The 17,970-nt window shown below is 49.4% G+C and carries 17 protein-coding genes; 8 read left to right on the plus strand and 9 right to left on the minus strand.

The features are described 5' to 3' along the window. Positions 1–108: 108 nt before the first annotated feature. The 8 genes from mtnB to ASG81_RS01635 form a co-directional block, all read right to left on the minus strand. A complete protein-coding gene (gene mtnB, locus ASG81_RS01600) occupies positions 109–762 on the minus strand; it encodes a methylthioribulose 1-phosphate dehydratase (protein WP_056628130.1) in 654 nt (217 codons plus the stop codon). After that, on the minus strand, positions 759–1,445 hold the full coding sequence (locus tag ASG81_RS01605) for a 2-hydroxy-3-keto-5-methylthiopentenyl-1-phosphate phosphatase (RefSeq protein ID WP_056628133.1): 687 nt from the start codon (positions 1,443–1,445) through the stop codon (positions 759–761). Before ASG81_RS01605 ends, mtnB begins: the two co-directional genes overlap by 4 nt. Continuing rightward, the gene (locus ASG81_RS01610) at positions 1,445–2,674 is read right to left on the minus strand and encodes a 2,3-diketo-5-methylthiopentyl-1-phosphate enolase (protein WP_056628136.1); all 1,230 of its coding nucleotides are present in this window, start codon (positions 2,672–2,674) and stop codon (positions 1,445–1,447) included. Before ASG81_RS01610 ends, ASG81_RS01605 begins: the two co-directional genes overlap by 1 nt. After that, the gene (gene proC, locus ASG81_RS01615) at positions 2,671–3,540 is read right to left on the minus strand and encodes a pyrroline-5-carboxylate reductase (RefSeq protein WP_056628139.1); all 870 of its coding nucleotides are present in this window, start codon (positions 3,538–3,540) and stop codon (positions 2,671–2,673) included. The genes ASG81_RS01610 and proC overlap by 4 nt, the downstream gene beginning before the upstream one ends. A 52-nt stretch (positions 3,541–3,592) precedes the next feature. Continuing rightward, complete coding sequence (locus ASG81_RS01620; protein WP_081417056.1) at positions 3,593–4,843, minus strand: glutamate-5-semialdehyde dehydrogenase; 1,251 nt, start codon at positions 4,841–4,843, stop codon at positions 3,593–3,595. Between the two features lie 17 nt (positions 4,844–4,860). Further along, positions 4,861–5,967 carry a glutamate 5-kinase gene (gene proB / locus ASG81_RS01625; protein ID WP_056628145.1) on the minus strand — a complete coding sequence of 369 codons (1,107 nt, stop codon included), beginning with the start codon at positions 5,965–5,967 and terminating at the stop codon, positions 4,861–4,863. 338 nt (positions 5,968–6,305) lie between these two features. Further along, positions 6,306–7,496: a pyridoxal phosphate-dependent aminotransferase gene (locus ASG81_RS01630; protein ID WP_056628148.1), complete on the minus strand. Its 1,191-nt coding sequence runs from the start codon at positions 7,494–7,496 to the stop codon at positions 6,306–6,308. A gap of 88 nt (positions 7,497–7,584) precedes the next feature. Further along, positions 7,585–8,046 (minus strand): hypothetical protein, encoded by a 462-nt coding sequence (locus ASG81_RS01635; RefSeq protein WP_056628150.1) that lies wholly within the window; start codon positions 8,044–8,046, stop codon positions 7,585–7,587. Between the two features lie 122 nt (positions 8,047–8,168). Between ASG81_RS01635 and ASG81_RS01640 the strand changes: the two genes are divergently transcribed. Beyond that, on the plus strand, positions 8,169–8,969 hold the full coding sequence (locus ASG81_RS01640; protein ID WP_056628153.1) for a carbon-nitrogen family hydrolase: 801 nt from the start codon (positions 8,169–8,171) through the stop codon (positions 8,967–8,969). Here ASG81_RS01640 and ASG81_RS01645 read toward each other — a convergent pair whose 3' ends face one another. Continuing rightward, positions 8,970–9,863 carry a LysR family transcriptional regulator gene (locus ASG81_RS01645; RefSeq protein WP_056628156.1) on the minus strand — a complete coding sequence of 298 codons (894 nt, stop codon included), beginning with the start codon at positions 9,861–9,863 and terminating at the stop codon, positions 8,970–8,972. A gap of 161 nt (positions 9,864–10,024) precedes the next feature. Between ASG81_RS01645 and leuC the strand changes: the two genes are divergently transcribed. The 7 genes from leuC (at position 10,025) to ASG81_RS01680 (ending at position 17,967) form a co-directional block, all read left to right on the plus strand. Further along, positions 10,025–11,440, plus strand: a complete 1,416-nt coding sequence (gene leuC / locus ASG81_RS01650; RefSeq protein ID WP_056628159.1) for a 3-isopropylmalate dehydratase large subunit — start codon at positions 10,025–10,027, stop codon at positions 11,438–11,440. 28 nt (positions 11,441–11,468) lie between these two features. Continuing rightward, positions 11,469–12,068: a 3-isopropylmalate dehydratase small subunit gene (gene leuD, locus ASG81_RS01655; RefSeq protein WP_056628162.1), complete on the plus strand. Its 600-nt coding sequence runs from the start codon at positions 11,469–11,471 to the stop codon at positions 12,066–12,068. 156 nt (positions 12,069–12,224) lie between these two features. Further along, positions 12,225–13,625: an N-acetylmuramoyl-L-alanine amidase gene (locus ASG81_RS01660; protein ID WP_056628164.1), complete on the plus strand. Its 1,401-nt coding sequence runs from the start codon at positions 12,225–12,227 to the stop codon at positions 13,623–13,625. A gap of 19 nt (positions 13,626–13,644) precedes the next feature. After that, complete coding sequence (locus ASG81_RS01665) at positions 13,645–14,190, plus strand: GerMN domain-containing protein (RefSeq protein WP_056628167.1); 546 nt, start codon at positions 13,645–13,647, stop codon at positions 14,188–14,190. A 158-nt stretch (positions 14,191–14,348) separates the two neighbouring features. Further along, a complete protein-coding gene (locus ASG81_RS01670) occupies positions 14,349–16,841 on the plus strand; it encodes an S-layer homology domain-containing protein (RefSeq protein WP_056628171.1) in 2,493 nt (830 codons plus the stop codon). 152 nt (positions 16,842–16,993) lie between these two features. Further along, a complete protein-coding gene (gene nth, locus ASG81_RS01675) occupies positions 16,994–17,689 on the plus strand; it encodes an endonuclease III (RefSeq protein ID WP_056628175.1) in 696 nt (231 codons plus the stop codon). Positions 17,690–17,694: 5 nt separating this feature from the next. Then, positions 17,695–17,967: a hypothetical protein gene (locus ASG81_RS01680; protein WP_056628177.1), complete on the plus strand. Its 273-nt coding sequence runs from the start codon at positions 17,695–17,697 to the stop codon at positions 17,965–17,967. Positions 17,968–17,970 lie beyond the last annotated feature (3 nt).

Consider the following 17,970-nt stretch of genomic DNA (forward strand, 5'->3'; position numbering starts at 1 on the left):
GTTCCTCTAATGACACTAAGGATCGTCTTACAAAATAAACAGGTGACTCCGCAGCAAAATTTGCTTCTGAGGCACCTGTGACGTAAACGTTTATTGTGAAAAAAAAGCTTATCGGTTGCCGCGCTGCAGCAGCTCCAGACGGTAAACGTATTCGAAAATAAACTCGAACGCTTCAAGATGGCGCTTTGCTTCAAAGGCGTTGGCGCCCCATGCATAAATACCATGCTTGCGCAGCAATATGCCGGGAATGTTCTTAACAATCCGCTCCGTAACCTCAGGTACGATAGATGGAATGTGAGCGAAGTTGGAGACGATCGGAATCTCGATATGCGCTTCTTCATCCCAAATGTTAAAGCCTTTGATCAGTTCGACTCCGTCTACCGGTACGGATTTGCGATCCCAGAAATATTCCGAAATGACGCTGTTGAAAACGGTATGAACGTGGAAAATCGCACCTGCGCCTGTAAGCTTGTAGATCTCGCAGTGAATAAGCGTTTCAGCCGATGGCTTGAGGCGGGTAGCCTCACAGGGCTTGCCGTCCTGATCGACGAATAAATAATCTTCCGGCGTATGAACGGTTTTATCTTTGCCGCTGGCGGTAACTGCGAATTGAAAATCATCCGGCTTGAACTCGCCAACGCGAATGGACAGGTTGCCGCTTGTGCCGGGGAACCAGCCGCGCCTGGCAAAAAGCTCCTTAACGTCGCGAAGCTCGGATAGAGCCCGTTGTTTGTCTTCTAATGCGATTTGATGAAAGCTCATAGCGAATTCGTCGTCCTTTCGGCATTCATATAGTTGATAATATCGTGGAAGGTTTCATATTCATGATGCGGGAGTCCAAGCTCATTGCATTTGACCGTCAAATGGGAACGAGAGAACACGGTATCTGCGAGTTTCGCTCCTTCAAAATCGGTTACGCTGTCACCGATAATAATCCGTTCGTATTGATTAGCGGGGAATCGGCGCATAATGGTCGTTTTGCACATGCCGCAATCATTGCTGCAATGCTCATCGCAAGGATTCGGCCACAAAATTTCAATGCGTTCACCGGTAAAGTCGCTGCCATTGCAATAAATATGATCGCTTGGAATACCAAACTGTTCAAGAATCGGATAAACGAAAAAGTCGATACCGCCGCTCGTTACGTAAAATTCGATCTGATTTTCTCGGCAATAGGCGAGGAAATTAGAGAAGCCCTCCCGAATGCGGGCGTTGGATATGCCAAATGCAATGACTTCCTTTTGCTTGGAAGCAGGGAGAAGACGGAACAATTGCCCGACGCCATCCTTGATGGACAGCTCCTGCGAAATCGTCTGTTCCGCAATTTTCTCCCAGCCCTCCGGATTGAAGTGCTTTATAATTGCAATAATGTTGTCATTAACCGTTATCGTTCCGTCGAAATCACAAAATACGATGCGTTTCTTTGCCGTATTGTTGACCGTCATTATTCTTTGATCCCCCACGCGTTAATTGCGGCTTGCAGCGCTTCATTGCCGGCTTGCTCAGCAGCTGCGCGCAGCGGAACTCCGTTAATTGTCGCTGTAATCGCTTGGCGGAATGCTTGTCCGCCAGCGGCCGTGCCCATTGGATGTCCGTGTATGCCGCCGCCCGCGTTAACGACAACATCCGTGCCGAAATCCTTCAGGATAAGCGGAACAAGTCCCGGATGAATACCCGCAGACGGAACCGGGAAGCTCTTCCGCAAGTCATAGAGCGGCTCCAGCAGCGCATCCTTAACCGCTAAATTCTCTTCTTTCGGCATAACGACTGAGCCATAAGGCGATGGGAAAAGGACCAGATCGGCACCAGCGAGACGCATCAGCTTGCCAAGCAGCAGCGAGGCCCCGATTCCATAGTGAGGCGATGGATAAATCGCGCCAGCCATGGCGGGATGAGCAGCAATCGGTACATGGATTGATTTATCGCTGCTTAGCTCGTGCAGCACATCATAGCCATAAGCAAGCACGTTAAACAGCAGCGCGTTGGCGCCTGCGTCAATTGCTTTGCGCGCATTCGCGGCAAGCGAAGACGTAGGCCCAGTCAAGTTAACGGCGTACAGCAGCTTCTGGCCGGTTTCCGCTTCTGCACGGCGGGCGGCATCCATACAGGCTTCCACGCGCTTCTCCAGCGGTGTCAGCGGATTTTCAAACAATATTTCATCATCCTTGATCAGATCTACGCCGCCAAGCGCTTGTTTATAGAACTGATCCTGCAGGTTAGACAGATCATAGCCGACGACCGATTTGAAAATACTCATCAGCAATGGGCGGTCATGAACGTTCAGCAGCTCCCGAACGCCGCTAAGCCCGAACTTTGGACCGGGAAAAGCAGCTGCGAAATCCTCGGATACATCAAGGTCAAGCAGCTTGATTTTACCGTCCATCGAAAGCTTGCCGAACACGGTAACGAGCAGGGCGGGCAGGTCGCGGCTGAAGTTAATATCAGGATATGCAATTCGTATGTCGGCATAACGCCCGCCTGGTAAAGCGTTAGCTGGCTCATGCACATGAACGGACAGCACTTTGCCGAGATGCTTTTCCATATTTGCCTTTTGCGCTTCAGGAAGCTCCGTCCAGCTGCCAACCGTTAAGCCAACCGCGATCGAAAGCGCCTTTTTGTTAAAATCCGCTTTATCGTCATAGGACCGATAGGTTGCGATACATACTCCGTTCATTCCGTAATACTCCTCTCGATCGCTGCTCCCAGCTCGCCTGCGCGTTCAGCTGAGCGCTTTACGGCTTTTATAATCGTTTCCGAGAAGCTGTTTTCAGCCATCACCTCAAGTGCAGCCTGTGTCGTCCCGTTAGGGGATGTCACCTTGCGGCGCAGCTCTGCTGGCTCTTCGCCAGTGTAACGTACCATTTCCGCTGCGCCGAGAACCGTTTGAGTGACAAGCTCTTTAGCCGCTTCTTCAGACAGGCCAAGCTGGATCGCTGACGCAATCATCGATTCCATGAAGTAGTAGACATAAGCAGGGCCGCTGCCAGAGACGCCGGTTACGGCCTGCTGGAGCGATTCATCGACGACGGCGTTAATGCCGACGGAGCTGAAAATCGCTTCCGTAAGCAGCCTTTGCTGCGGAGTTACGTTCTCGGAATAGCTGATTCCGGTAGCTCCGAGACCTATGGTGCTTGAAGTGTTCGGCATTGCGCGGACGACGGAGGCTTTGCCTCCAAGCAGCTGCTCAATCGCGCTAATGGACAAGCCGGCGATAACTGAAATAAAAAGCTGCTTTGGCGAGGTCAACGGTTTTATGGAAGCGATCGCTTCGGCAGCATCCTTTGGCTTCATCGCCAAAAATATGATGTCCGCATCGCGCAAATAGACTTCATTATTTAAGCCTTGAACGATGGTTTGCACGCCATAACGCTCATTAAGCTCTGTGAGACGTTCCGCGTTTTGCCGGTTAAGCATCGAAATCCGCTTTGGTTCAACAAGCTTTTCATTGATTAAGCCTCTAACGATGGCCTCGGCCATCGATCCGGCACCATAGAAGCAAAGCTGCAGGCTGGCAATGCCGGTTTGCGTTAAAAGGGACATTGTAGCATTCCTCCGTTTTATCATTTATGTTTTGTGAGATATGGGGCAGCTATTAGCCCCTAATTTGACCGTTTCCGTAGATCCGGTATTTTGTTGAAGTCAGGGCAGGCAGACCCATTGGCCCGCGTGCATGTAGCTTCTGCGTGCTGATGCCGATTTCCGCGCCGAAGCCAAACTCGAAGCCATCGGTGAAGCGGGTGGAGGCATTATGGTATACAGCTGCCGCATCAACTTCCTGAATGAAGCGTTCAGCGTTCAACGCGTTTTCGGTAACGATACATTCCGAATGCTTCGTCCCGAAGCGGCGGATATGCTCAAGCGCCGCATCAACATGCGGAACAATGCGGATATTTAATATATAGTCACTATACTCTGTACTAAAGTCCTCATCCGCAGCAAGCTTAACCCCTGCAAGCAGAGCAGTTGTCCGATTGCAGCCGCGAAGCTCAACGCCAGCTTGAATGAAGCGATCCGCCAGCTGGACAAGATGCTGCTCGGCAAAGGCTTCATGAACAAGCAGCGTTTCCATCGAATTGCAGACGGATGGACGTTGAACCTTTGCGTTAAGCGCAATTTCAAGCGCCATGTTGTAATCGGCGCCTGCGTCCACGAATGTATGGCAAATGCCGGCTCCCGTTTCGATAACAGGTACGGTTGCATTTTCCACTACGTTGCGAATAAGCGATGCGCCGCCGCGCGGAATGACAACGTCCAGCAGGCCGTTCAGCTTGAGCATTTCATTAACAGAAGCGCGATCCGAATCCTCAATAAGCTGAATCGCATCCGCAGGCATTGCGGTAGCGCTAAGCGCTTTTTTCAAAACCTCTACGATTTTACGATTCGATTCGATCGCTGCGGAGCCGCCGCGCAGGACGACGCTGTTGCCGGTTTTTAAGCACAGGCCTGCCGCATCGACGGTTACGTTCGGACGCGCTTCATAAATCATGCCGATAACGCCGAGCGGAACTCTTACTTTATCAATCTTTAGTCCGTTTGGACGGTCAAAATGCTCAAGCAGCTCGCCGACAGGGTCCGGAAGCTCGACGATTTGTCGCAGACCTTCCGCGATGGCAGCGACCCGATCACCGTTCAGCGCAAGGCGGTCAAGCAGGGAAGGGCTCGTTCCCTGCTCGCGTCCACGCTGCAAATCAAGCTCATTTGCGGAGATGATGGCAGCCTGCTCGGCTAGCAGGGCCTCTGACATATGAATAAGGGCTATATTTTTTTGCTCTGTCGTTAACCGATTCATGATTGCTGCTGCATTTTGCGCTAATGCTGCTTTTTGTCTCACTTCGCTGGTCATAGCAGGAAGCCTCCTTATTATTTCAATGTAATCCATTCGTCGCGGTGAATAAACTCGATTCGGGCAACGTCGACTCTACGCTTTACTTCCTCGGTGGTAAGACCGGCTACCGCTTGAATTTGCCAAGCGGCATAATTAACGACGCCTCGGCCGAGCGTCTCGCCTTGGCGATTCGTTACCTCGACGACATCGCCGGGAAGAAATTCGCCATGGATTTCGGTGACACCGGCGGGCAGCAGGCTCTTGCCGCCTTCGAGCAGGGCGGTCACGGCGCCGTCATCGACAGCTACGCGGCCTTGCGGCATGGAGTGAAAGCCTAGCCATTGCTTCTTCATCGGCAGGCTGTTCAGCTTCGTGTCGAAGTAGGTGCCCCGGCCGATGCCATCTACGGCAAGCGCCAGATCGCCTTCCTGCTGCACCCTGCCGATAAAGGCGTGCACGCCGCCGCGCATCGCGATGCGCGCCGCCTCGATTTTGGAGCGCATGCCGCCTGTACCGACGGAGGAGCCGGCATCGCCTGCCACCTTCATAATATCCTCGGAGATTTGGTCTACGCGTTCGATTTTGACGGCTTGCGGATTTTTACGAGGATCTTCCGTGTATAGACCGTCCATATCCGTAATGATCACAAGCTTTGCAGCCTTCGTCATGGCTGCGACAAGCGCCGATAAGCTGTCATTATCCCCGAATTTAGGAACAAGCTCATCGGTAGCTACCGTATCATTTTCGTTAATGACCGGGATAATTCCGAGCCTCAGCAGCTCTTCGATCGTCATAAGAGCGTTTTGGATACGGCGGCGGTTGGAGAAGTCCGCGCGCGTAAGCAAAATCTGTGCGGCAACGATTCCGTATCCGCTGAAGGCTTCTTGATAAGCCTGCATGAGCAGCGCTTGACCGACAGCAGCGGCAGCTTGCTTCTCATGCACGATTTTTGGTTTCGCTGCATAACCGATTTGACGAAAGCCGGCTGCAACCGCACCGGAAGTCACGAGCATCACGCCGTTACCGCTTTGGTGCAGGGAGGCTAGCTCCGAAACGAAATACTGTATGCGTTCGCGGTTTAAGCCGCCTTCTTCCGATGTGAGCGAGCTGCTGCCAATTTTTACGACTATACGTTCCGTCATCATTAATCCCATCCTATGTTCGTTTCGTGACAACAAAAAAGACTTTCGTCCATAAAGGACGAAAGTCTTAGCTTCCGCGGTACCACCTTTGTTGATGATCGCTACAACAAGATCATCCAGCTTAAGCCCATAACAGAAGGCGCTGTCCGGCTCATCGCCGGCCGCTCGGAGGTAGGTTCAGCAAGCGGCCTTCGGTAAATTCTTGCAGCCCATGGAATTTACTCTCTGATCGCGACCCCTTCTTGCTTAATAGTCCCGTCATCACGTTTCATGTTCAATTCCTACAAGCATATCATGAACAGATGCCGCTGTAAAGCGAGGCAAATGGAGGGATTTTCTTAAAATAAATTCAGTTTTCCAATCCGTTCAACCGCTTCCTGCAAGCGCGCTTCATTCGTCAGCAGCCCGAGGCGTACAAAGCCCTCGCCATGCGTGCCGAATCCTATGCCCGGAGCGACGACGACGTCTGCTTCCTGCAGAAGCAGATCGGCAAACGATTCGGACGTATAACCTTTAGCAACAGGCAGCCAGCAGAAAAACGAGCCTCCCGGACGTGCAGCCTTCCAGCCAATGCGATCGAGAGCGGTGAACAAAGCTTCGCGACGGCTTTCATACATTGTTCTCAAATCGCTCACGCATTGCTGCGGACCGGTCAAAGCGAGAGCAGCAGCTTCTTGAATGCCGCCAAACAGGCTGCAATAGTAATGATCCTGAATCAAATTAATAAGCTTGACGATCTGAGCATTGCCGATCGCAAAGCCTACGCGCCAGCCGGCCATATTATAGGTTTTGGACAACGTGTAAAACTCAACGCCGACTTCCTTCGCTCCCGGCGTTTGAAGGAAGCTGATTGGCTTATTGCCGTCGAAGCCGATTGCACCATATGCGAAATCGCTTGCGACAACAATTCCGTGCTTCTTAGCGTATTCCACCGTTTGCGCATAAAATGCAGCATTCGCAACTGCGCCTGTCGGGTTGTTCGGATAGTTCATGAACATAAGCTTAGCTCGCAGAGCGAGTTCAGGGCTGATTGCGTTATAATCCGGCAAATAGTTATTTTGCTCCGTTAAAGGCATGAATGCCATTTCGGCTCCCGCAAGCGCTACGCCCGACCAATAGTCCGGATAGCCGGGATCCGGCACGAGGCATACATCGCCGGGATTAAGCAAGCATTGGCTAATTTCGACGAGGCCGGTTTTACCTCCGAAGAGAATAGCGACTTCCGCCGTTGGGTCAACATCGACGTTGTAATCCTCTTTGTACCGCTTGGCTACGGCTTCCTTTAGAAAAGAATAGCCGCTAAACGGCGGGTACTTATGATACAACGGATTCGCTGCCGCTTCCTGCAGCTTCGCAACAATATGGGGAGGGGTCGGCTGATCCGGATTGCCTTGTCCCAAATTGATTACATCGCGTCCTTTGGCCGTTTGCGCATTCGCTTTGGCGACCAGCTTGGCAAAAAATTGCGTTGGAAGTCCATTCATCCGATCCGCGGGTTGAATAAGATGTTTACCTATTTGTGTTTCCATACCCTCACACTCCACATGACAAAATCGCTATCTATATTAGGCAATAGCTTAAATGTAGCATGAATGTGGGGAGAAGAGAAGCGGCACGCTAAAGGGCGGGAACGCCTACCTTTTGAATAAACGGTTTAATGTCAGCTTTGAACAGGAACAAATACGGTCTGCGCTTCTCGTCAAACACAAGCAGGAGCGGTGGCTTATCCTTGCAGTAAAATAGAAACAGATCGTCGGATGCGACCGTAATCTCGTTCACCTTAATGCTTACAGCTTTCTCAAGCGGTACCCGGTACACATAGCTGCAGCTTTCATCACTCGTCAGCTGCGGCGCCAGTCCCGTAATGGATTTGACCCATGATGCGGCAAAAGCTTGATAATCGGCATCATTAGGGATTGTTTTAATTACTTTGCCGGCTGCCACATCGAATACCTGAACCGGCTTAAGGCCGGCCTCGGAGCTGGGCGTGCTTAGGGCAGGATGGGCGGCAGCGACTTGCGCATACAAAAAAAGCGAGCAGCAAGCCAGGAGCATTGCGGCTATTTGTTTATGAAGCATAACGGACATTCTCCTTTTCTATCGTAAAGTGGTAAAGACCTCGTTGTTACGGTTCCCATCTTGACACAGTTCCATGACACGGTATCATTAGGGAAAAAAAGCAAAATAGGGAGGAATGGCGGATGAGTCATCAATTGCGGCTTGCGCTGCTGCAAATGCATATAGATGCTGGAAATCCGGAAGCAAACTTTGCTAAACTGGCAGGCATGCTTGAAGAAGCGGTCAGTCAGACGGACAAGCCGGATGTGATCATGTTCCCGGAAATGTGGAATACAGGCTACGCGTTAACGGATATTCAATCGATAGCGGATAGAAACGGGGAGCGTACGAAAGCTTTTTTGTCTGAATTCAGTAAAAAGCATCAGGTTCATATCATCGGAGGATCGATTGCGGAGCTGAAGGAGGACAAGGTGCTCAATACGGTTTACGTGTTTGACCGCGACGGAAATGTCGCAGCGGACTATTCAAAAATCCATCTGTTCCGACTAATGGAGGAAGAGAAATATTTGGCCGCGGGCGATAAGCTCGGCAAGCTTGAAATCGAAGGGGCCGGTGCGGGGATGATGATTTGCTACGATATCCGCTTTCCGGAGCTTGCCCGGAAGCTGGCACTGGAGGGGGCCAAGCTGCTGTTCGTTCCTGCAGAATGGCCGCATCCGCGCCTTCATCATTGGCGTACGCTGCTCACGGCGCGCGCGATCGAAAATCAAATGTTTGTTATTGCCTGCAACCGCATGGGCTCGAGCGGCGATACTCATTTCTTCGGGCACTCGCTTGTGCTTGATCCTTGGGGAGAGATAATTGCGGAAGCCGGTGAAGAGGAAACGATTCTTTATGCGGATATCGATTTGGCATTAGTTGATGCTGTTCGTTCGAAAATTCCGGTGTTTGAGGACCGTCGGCCTTCTATATATGAAGCTTGATTACCGGTAGCTGCTGACCGTCTTGTTCAACGTTCGGATAAAGGCGTCAGCGGCTTTGGACAGGTAACGTCCTTTGCGGCTTGCCACCACCAGCGTTCTGGTCGGTCTTTGTAATAATGGGATATAGGCTGGAGCAAATTCAGAGCCTTTAACCCGAGTAAGCATTTGCGGGACAAAGGCGATTCCCATTCCGCCGGCAACGAGCGATTGTATGGTTTCCATATTGCTGCTCTCGAACACGATTTGCGGAGAGAAGCCGGATTGCTCGCATAATTCGACCGTTATTTGGCGGAAGCCTTGACCTCGCTTTAGACCGATAAACGGCTCCTCCTGCAAATCCGAAATATCGATTGGGCCTTCGTGGCGGGCAAGCGGATGCTGGGGAGGGACTGCCAAGCAAATTTCTTCCTCCAAGAATGGCTCCCAGGATAGCGAGCTGTCGATAAGCGGAAGGGACAGCAGGCTTAAATCCGTTCCGCCGCTTGCTGTCAACTGTTCGAGCTTGGCTGTCGTATCCTCGACCAATACGATCTCGATTTGCGGATATTGCGCGCCGAAGGCAGGAAGGACAAGCGGCAGTATATGCGAGCCTGTAATAGGCAGCGTTCCAACGACAAGGCGGCCGCGGCGCATTTGCGCCATATCGTCCATCTCTTGCTTTAACTGCTCGACAGCATCGAGAATGTTTTGGGATTTATTTACAAATACCTGACCGGCCTGGGTCAATTCGACGGAATTGGTCGTACGGCGAAACAATAGCACGCCAATTTCCTGTTCCAGCTTAGACAGCTGCTGGCTAAGAGAGGGCTGCGCGATATGCAGCTTCTCCGCAGCGCGGGAAAAATTTTTTTCCATAGCGATTTGAATAACGTAATTCAATTGTCTTAATTCCATTTAGATTCCCCTTCTATTTTTTATTATAACGCGAAACTTCCATTATAGTTATTACCTATAGTCGTTATAGATATTATATCTTGGATCAATGAAGAAAGAAATGATATAGTAGGTTCAGTTAAGAAAAGCAGAAGATTTTATGAAACGATGGGGTGAATATAATGACGAAAAAGACAATGTTTGAGAAGATCTGGGATAATCACGTCATTCATCAAGAAGAAGGCAAGCCAAGCGTCATTTATATCGATTTGCAGCTTGTTCACGAAGTAACGTCGCCGCAAGCGTTTGAAGGCTTACGTCTTTCGGGCCGCAAAGTGCGTCGTCCGGACCTTACTTTCGCAACAATGGATCATAACGTACCGACGAAGGACCGCTTCAACATTACGGATCCGATCTCTAAGCAGCAAATCGACACACTTACGCAAAACTGTAAAGATTTCGGCGTAACGCTGTTTGATCTTGACAGCATCGATCAAGGTGTCGTACACGTTATGGGACCTGAGCTTGGACTTACACATCCAGGTAAAACGATCGTTTGCGGCGACAGCCACACTTCTACTCACGGTGCTTTCGGCGCATTGGCGTTTGGTATCGGTACGAGCGAAGTTGAGCACGTTATGGCTACGCAATGCTTGCAGCAATCGAAAGCGAAGACGCTTGAGGTTCGTTTTAACGGCAAACGTAAGCCGGGCGTAACAGCAAAGGACTTGATTCTTGGCGTTATCGCGCAATACGGAACGGATTTCGCAACAGGCTATGTTATTGAATTTACCGGCGAAGCGATCACCAGCTTGACGATGGAAGAGCGTATGACCGTTTGCAACATGTCGATCGAAGCGGGCGCACGCGCAGGCCTAATCGCTCCGGATGAAACGACATTTGAATATTTGCGCGGCCGTCAATACGCGCCGGCAAACTTCGATGAAGCGGTTGAAGCATGGAAACAGCTTACGACAGACGAAGGTGCAGCGTATGATACGGTTCTCCACTTCGACGTAGACGCTCTAATCCCGCAAGTTACTTGGGGAACTAGCCCGGGTATGGGTACGAACATTACGGCAAAGGTTCCGTTCCCGGCTGATCTTCCAACTGAGAATGAGCGTAAAGCAGCTGAAGCAGCACTTGAATATATGGATCTTAAGTCAGGTACGCCAATGAACGAAATCGAAATCGATTATGTGTTTATCGGATCCTGCACGAACGGACGTATTGAAGATTTGCGCGCTGCCGCTGAAATTGCTAGAGGCTACAAGGTTAGCGACCGCGTAACGGCTATCGTCGTTCCGGGCTCGGGCCGCGTAAAAATTCAAGCTGAGAACGAAGGCTTGGACAAAATCTTCACAGAAGCAGGATTTGAATGGCGTGACGCAGGCTGCTCGATGTGTCTGGCGATGAATCCGGACGTATTGAAGCCGGGCGAGCGTTGTGCATCGACATCCAACCGTAACTTCGAAGGCCGTCAAGGACGCGGCGGACGCACGCATCTTGTATCTCCTGCAATGGCTGCAGCTGCAGCTGTTATGGGCCGCTTTACAGATGTGCGTGATTGGGAAATTAAAACCGAAGTGTTGAACTAATTGAACGCAAGAGAGGGGTATATCCGATATGGAACCGTTTAAACAACTTACAGGCATCGTCGCCCCGGTCGACCGGGTCAATGTCGACACTGATGCAATCATACCTAAACAATTTTTGAAGCGCATTGAGCGCAGCGGCTTCGGTCAATTCCTATTCTTCGAATGGCGTTTTCACGAGAATGGCGATGTGAACGTTGAATTCGAGCCGAACAAACCACGCTACGAGGGTGCTTCCGTACTCATTTCCCGTGCAAACTTTGGTTGCGGCTCTTCCCGTGAGCACGCGCCTTGGGCGATTCTTGATTATGGTTACAAAGTAATCATCGCTCCATCTTATGCAGACATTTTCTACAACAACTGCTTCAAAAACGGTATTTTGCCAATTAAGCTAAGCGAAGAGCAGGTTGAAGATCTGTTCCAGCGCACGGCGAAATATGACGGCTACAAACTGAATGTTGATTTGGAAAACAAACAGCTTACGGATGAGCATGGTCTAACGATCGCATTTGAACTTGATGAGCACCGTCGTCAATTTTTGCTGCAAGGCCTTGATGATATCGGTTTGACTCTTCAGCATGCAGACAAAATTACAGCTTACGAGCAAAAACACGCCGCTCGTCTTGGCTAATAAAATAAAACAAAGAGGACGGCTTCGCCCTATGGGCGAATCGTCCTCTTTTTTCCTATAAACGCAACTTTTTCTGACAAGCTGCGTCTATATTTTCGTCTGTAAAAGTCGAATGCACTCATTCGATGCGGGCAATTTCAGTCATCGAGGTGGGAAATGAAAAGATTTGTATCCATGTTGTTGTTCATGTCTGTTTTTTTCACGTTGTTTGCCACTGTGGGACATGCTGCAGAGGTCATCCCGAAGCTTTATTTGAATGGTAAGCTGCTGCAATCTGAAGTCAATCCGCAAATTATTGATAATGCAACGGTTGTTCCGGTGCGGACCGTTTCAGAAGGCTTAGGCTATCAAATTACTTGGGATAATGCGGCCAAGACAGCGACTGTCAATCATGGCAATGATGTCATCAAGCTTAAATTAAATGACAATATTGCATTGGTAAATGACCAAATGGTACAAATGGATACCACAGCATCCATCATTAAAGGCACGACATTAGTTCCGCTTCGCTTCATAGGCGAGCAATTCGGCCTCGGCTTCGAGTGGAAGGCCACGGAAAAGGAAGTACATATGTATGAGCAGCCGACGGTACCTGCGGAAACGACCGGCTGGATCACGCAAATTTCTTATGATGGCGGCAGCAGCTTGACGATCAATTATGATGGCGTTGTCAAAGCAAACAAACCGTTATTGCTCGAAAACCCGAAGCGCGTCGTATTTGATTTTCCGGCAACTGCGTATTCTTCGGATTTGAACGCACAGTTTTTGAACGGCCAGGTACAATTTGAAGTGACGGACAGCACTTATTTGGATGGTTTTCGTTATTCATTATTTTCAAATTCGCCTGCAACAGCCCGTCTCGTCATCCTTATCGGCGATAATACGGGATATGTGATGACAGAGGATTTGGGCAAGATTCACTTGAGCTTCATGTCGCTCACGGATGTTCCCGTTGATCCGAATGCTTCTATTGACCCGCCGGTCGTTATTGAACCGGAAAATCCTCCGGCAGCGAGTGATGTGTTCGACGTCGTTATTGATCCCGGACATGGCGGCTCCGACCCAGGCGCGAAAAGCGTATTGAACATGTGGGAGAAGGAGTTTAACCTAGCCGTATCGCTTAAGATGAAAACGCTGCTTGAGAAAGAAAGCAAAATCAAGGTTCATCTTACGAGAACAGGCGATACCTATCCATCTTTAGCAGAACGCGTCAAATTTGCCGAGAGCTTAAAGGCTGATTTATTTTTATCCATACATTCCAACAGTGCGGCAAGCGCATCCATTATGGGTGCGGAAACCTACTATTACCGCGATAATAGCAAGTCGTTGGCTGCCATCATTCATAAGCATCTGATCGCCGGAACCGGAACTAAAGATCGCGGAGTCAAGAAAGAAGCATATAAAGTAATCAAAGAAACAACCATGCCAGCCGTATTAGTCGAAGCGGGCTTCTTGTCCAGCGCATCCGATGCGAAAATGCTTTTCGACGATGCCTCGCAAAACCGTATTGCCTCAGAGCTGGTAGCAGGCATCAAGGAATACTTAAACGTAAAATAGAAAGCAGGTGTTCAGTGTTATGAAAATACTCAAAGCACGCGGGCTTCTTGCTGTCATCATTTTATCTGCTGCGATCGTAGGCTGCGGTGTGCAGGACAAGCCGCAGAACCCGGGCAGTGAAATTGGGGAGACGGCTCCAACCGCTTCGCCAACACCTGCGCCTACAGCCACAATCAATGAGCGCGAAGCTATTATTTATTTAACCGATGCTGAACTGGTTGAAACCGTGGAGAATCCGGTAAAGCTTTCTTATGAAACGGATCTGGATTTGGTAAAGGCGGCACTCGCTGAATTGCAGAAGGATGCCGGAGAGAATGCTTTGGCGTTATGGAAGCCGATTGAGATTAAATCCGTAGAACTTGCAGACGGCCAAGTTACTATCGATATCCATCTGCCGGATGAAGCCCGTCTCGGTGCGCCAGGGGAGCTGCTCGTTATTGAGACATTGAAAAAGACGTTGTTTCAATTCGAATTCATTCAAGCCATAGAGCTGTTGAATGATGGTGAAAAGGTCGAGACGCTAATGGGCCACGTTGAGCTGGAACATCCGATGAACAGGGAGTAGGACAAGCAAACCGGACGCTGTACAATAAACTTAACAAATCATATCAAATTGAAATGTTTGATCCTTATATTTCATCGCGAAACGGCTCCGTCCTTGTTTAGGAATGCGAAGCCGTTTCTGCTTGAGTCATTATAAACTTTTAGGGGGAATATCAACCTATGACATTGCAATTTGCAGGCAAAAAGATTTTGATTGGAGCGCTGGCTTTCTCATTAGTCGCTGGGAGCGGTATCATCATACCTTCCGCTATTAGCGCTGCGGCCAGCGGTCTTACGACTCCGTTTAAAGACGTTAGCAGCGGTCATTGGGCCGAGAAGCATATCGCTAAGCTCGCCTTGCAGGGAATTATTGAAGGGAATACAACGACCAGCGGCGCTTTCGTATTTCGCCCTGGCGAAAATGTAAGCCAGCAGGAAGCTGTACTTATGGCGCTGCGTTTTGCGGGCTTAGACAAGAAAGCGGATCAGGATGCGATCATTGGCTTCCCGTCCTCCTTTGCCGTAAGTAAATATTTTAAAGCATATGTTACGCTTGCCTTTCAGGAAGGCCTGCTCGATCAAGCGGAGGAGTTCGAGCTCGCCGCCAAGGATACCAAGTTGGCTTGGGGCACGAAGCCTGCTGCCCGTGAATGGGTAACAAAGCTGTTGGTGCGCGCGATAGATAAAGAAGCGGAAGCAGTACGTTTGCAAAATACGGCCTCAGCCTTCTCGGACGCGGCTCAAATCAATTCGCTGTACAAGGGTTATGTGAACGCGGCATCTAAGCTTGAGCTCGTGAAGGGCGTTACGACTGTCAAATTCGAACCAAAAGCGAATGTGACCCGGGCGAGTCTAGCAACGATGTTCAGCCGCGCGGAGAAGCTGTTCCCGGTAGCGTACGAGGGTCAAGTTAACGGTATCGTATCGGGGATAACCGACACATCGCTGACAGTATTCAGCAGCAAAAAGGAAACAACCTATTCGCTTGATTCAGGTACGTTATTTTATCACTACAATACGGAAAAGCCGATTACGAAAGAGCAACTGCTGGAGTATGGAGACGTAACGGTCATTGCAAAAGACGGCAAGGCGCTATACGTCGAGGTGCAGGGCGATAAGCAGTATACGAAGACGATTACAGGAACGCTCGATCGCGTCATTGCGAATGAAAAGAAGATATACGTCTGGATCAACGATAAGCCTGTTGAAATTTTTTATAACGATTCAGTCGCAGTTGTGGACATTGAGGGCAAAGCACTTGCGCTAAGCGCAATTAAGAGAGACAGTCAAATTAGCATCGTGCAGGACAATTTCCGCGATACGCCGTTAGCGCTTAAAATTATTGCGTCGCCGCAATCATCGGCTGCGAACGTAAAAGGAACATTTTATGGAACGGATGGCGAGCTCCTAACCGTTATGGACGGTTCAGCGCTCGTATCTAAATTTATGGCCGATACGGTAACCGTTGAAATTGACGGAATGAGCGGCGCGATGGTAGGCGACCTGATTAAAGAAGCGGATCAAGTGGAGCTTACGCTTAACGAGGATGATCAGGTGACGAAAATTAAAGTCGTGAACCGTAATGTGAAAGTGATCGCCGGTGCGCAAATCGCCAGCTACGTTTACGATAAAAAGCTGTTGACTGTCGTCGATGCTGAAGGCGGAAATGCCCAGGCGCTTTATTTTACAGATAAAACAAAAATCGAATACAGCGGCAACGTTATTTCACTTTCATCAGCAAACAACCTTCTGACTGCAAACCGTAAAATCATGATTAGCTATACCGGGAATTCAATCGTGTCTCTTCAATTCGTAACGAAGTATACGGGCACATTAGTTTCAATGAACTCGGCAGCCAATCTGATGACTGTCCGTTTAGAAAGCGGGGCTGCGGTTTCACTGCCTTATAATACGGCTTATGTTGAACATCCGGCGATTGCGAATGCGGGGCTAAGCGATTTAAAAACAGGCGATCTGCTAACGCTGGAATTAAACAGCAATCAAGACCGGGCAGCAACGATCAAAGTGCATGTGAATGCTCAATATGAAATTATTTCCGTTGATTCGATTAATAAAATGCTTCGCGTCAAAAATGCTGCGACAGCCGCTTTCGATCTGCCGGTGCTCAGCTCGGAACTGCTAAGCGAAGCAGGGGCTAAGCTTACGATTGAACAAATTGCTGCAGGCGCTATCGTTAATGTGAGCTATATCGGCAAGCAAGCAGCTGTAGTAAAAACCGTTACGGCTACGTACGGCAAGGTGCAATCCGTTTCGGCTAACAGCGTAACGATTGTGGATCTTGCGGGTAAAACCGTTGTTTACAATAGCAGCACAGGCTTTGTCATCATTGAAGGAGCTTCTCAGGGAACGGCAACGAGCCTGTTGACAGCAGGCGATTATGTTGAGGTTCTGAAGGATGGAATCAAAACGCAATTTACTGTAGCGGTCGGCGAGAGCCGCGTATTCACAAGCTACAATGCGGCATCGGGTCAAATTTGGACGGAGAAGGTAACGGATGCGGATAACCGCAATTATTTTAATGTAACCAGCAGTACAAAATATTTTTCGAACGGAAATGCAGCTCTGATAACCGCTTTCAAAGCAGGCGACGCGATTACGATTTTCGGGTTCAGAAACCATGCGATCGCAATCGTCAAGCAGCCAAATCAGTAAATTTTGAAAGATTTCAGCTAGAGATATTTATTTTTTGTGAAAAAACTGCCTTTAGGGGCAGTTTTTTTTATAGAATGTGCTTGATTAAGGTTGCGAAGCGTGACAAATTTCGCTACACTTTGAACGATAGTGTTTGATTAGGAGAGAGGACGATGAGTGCGAAACAGAAAATGCGTCAAGTACTGGACATTGTTGCGGACATGTTTCCAGATGCGCACTGTGAGCTTAACCACAGCAATCCGTTCGAGCTTACGATTGCCGTGCTGCTGTCGGCGCAATGCACGGATGAAACGGTCAATAAAGTGACGGTGTCTTTATTTCAAAAATATAAGCGTCCCGAAGATTATTTGAGCGTACCGCTTGAAGAGCTTGAGCAGGACATTCGCCGCATCGGCTTGTTTCGCAGTAAAGCCTCCAATATACAAAAGCTATGCCGTATTGTCATCGATAAATATGACGGGGAAGTGCCGGAAAGCCATGAGGGATTGACTGAGCTGCCGGGAGTAGGGCGCAAGACGGCTAACGTCGTCATGTCTAATGCATTTGGCGTACCCGCTATTGCCGTCGATACGCATGTGGATCGTGTATCGAAACGGCTTGGATTTGCAAAGCCGGATGATACGGTGCTTGAAGTTGAGAAGAAGCTGATGAAGCTCGTACCGCGCGAGGAATGGACTTTAACCCACCATAGGCTAATCTTTTTCGGCCGCTATCATTGCAAAGCGCAAAGTCCGCAGTGTCCGATTTGTCCGCTGCTAGATTTTTGCAAAGAAGGAAAACAACGTATGAAGCCAGGCTTTAAAACAAAAAATAAGACGATAAAACCTAAAATAGCCAATGAAGGATGATGAAGATGAACTGTATTTCCGTATACACGAACAATTTTGAGCTTTTTTCCGATATTTACGAGCAGGTGCTCGAGTCTCCGCCAGAAGAGAACGAGGATCTCGTCGTGGAAGGCGTTACAGTCAGCGGCTCCGGCGACGTGCCTGAGCAATACATCGAGCGTATGCGCGCTAAACCTGAGGTTGTCGTTATGAGAGACAAAGAACGCAACATTATGATTTTGCAGCATGGCAACGTATTTGAAATTTGTCTGCCGTCTGAAGAAGAGCAAGCCGTTTAAGGA

It is taken from the genome of Paenibacillus sp. Soil522, assembly GCF_001428245.1.
Taxonomy (GTDB): Bacteria; Bacillota; Bacilli; order Paenibacillales; family Paenibacillaceae; genus Pristimantibacillus.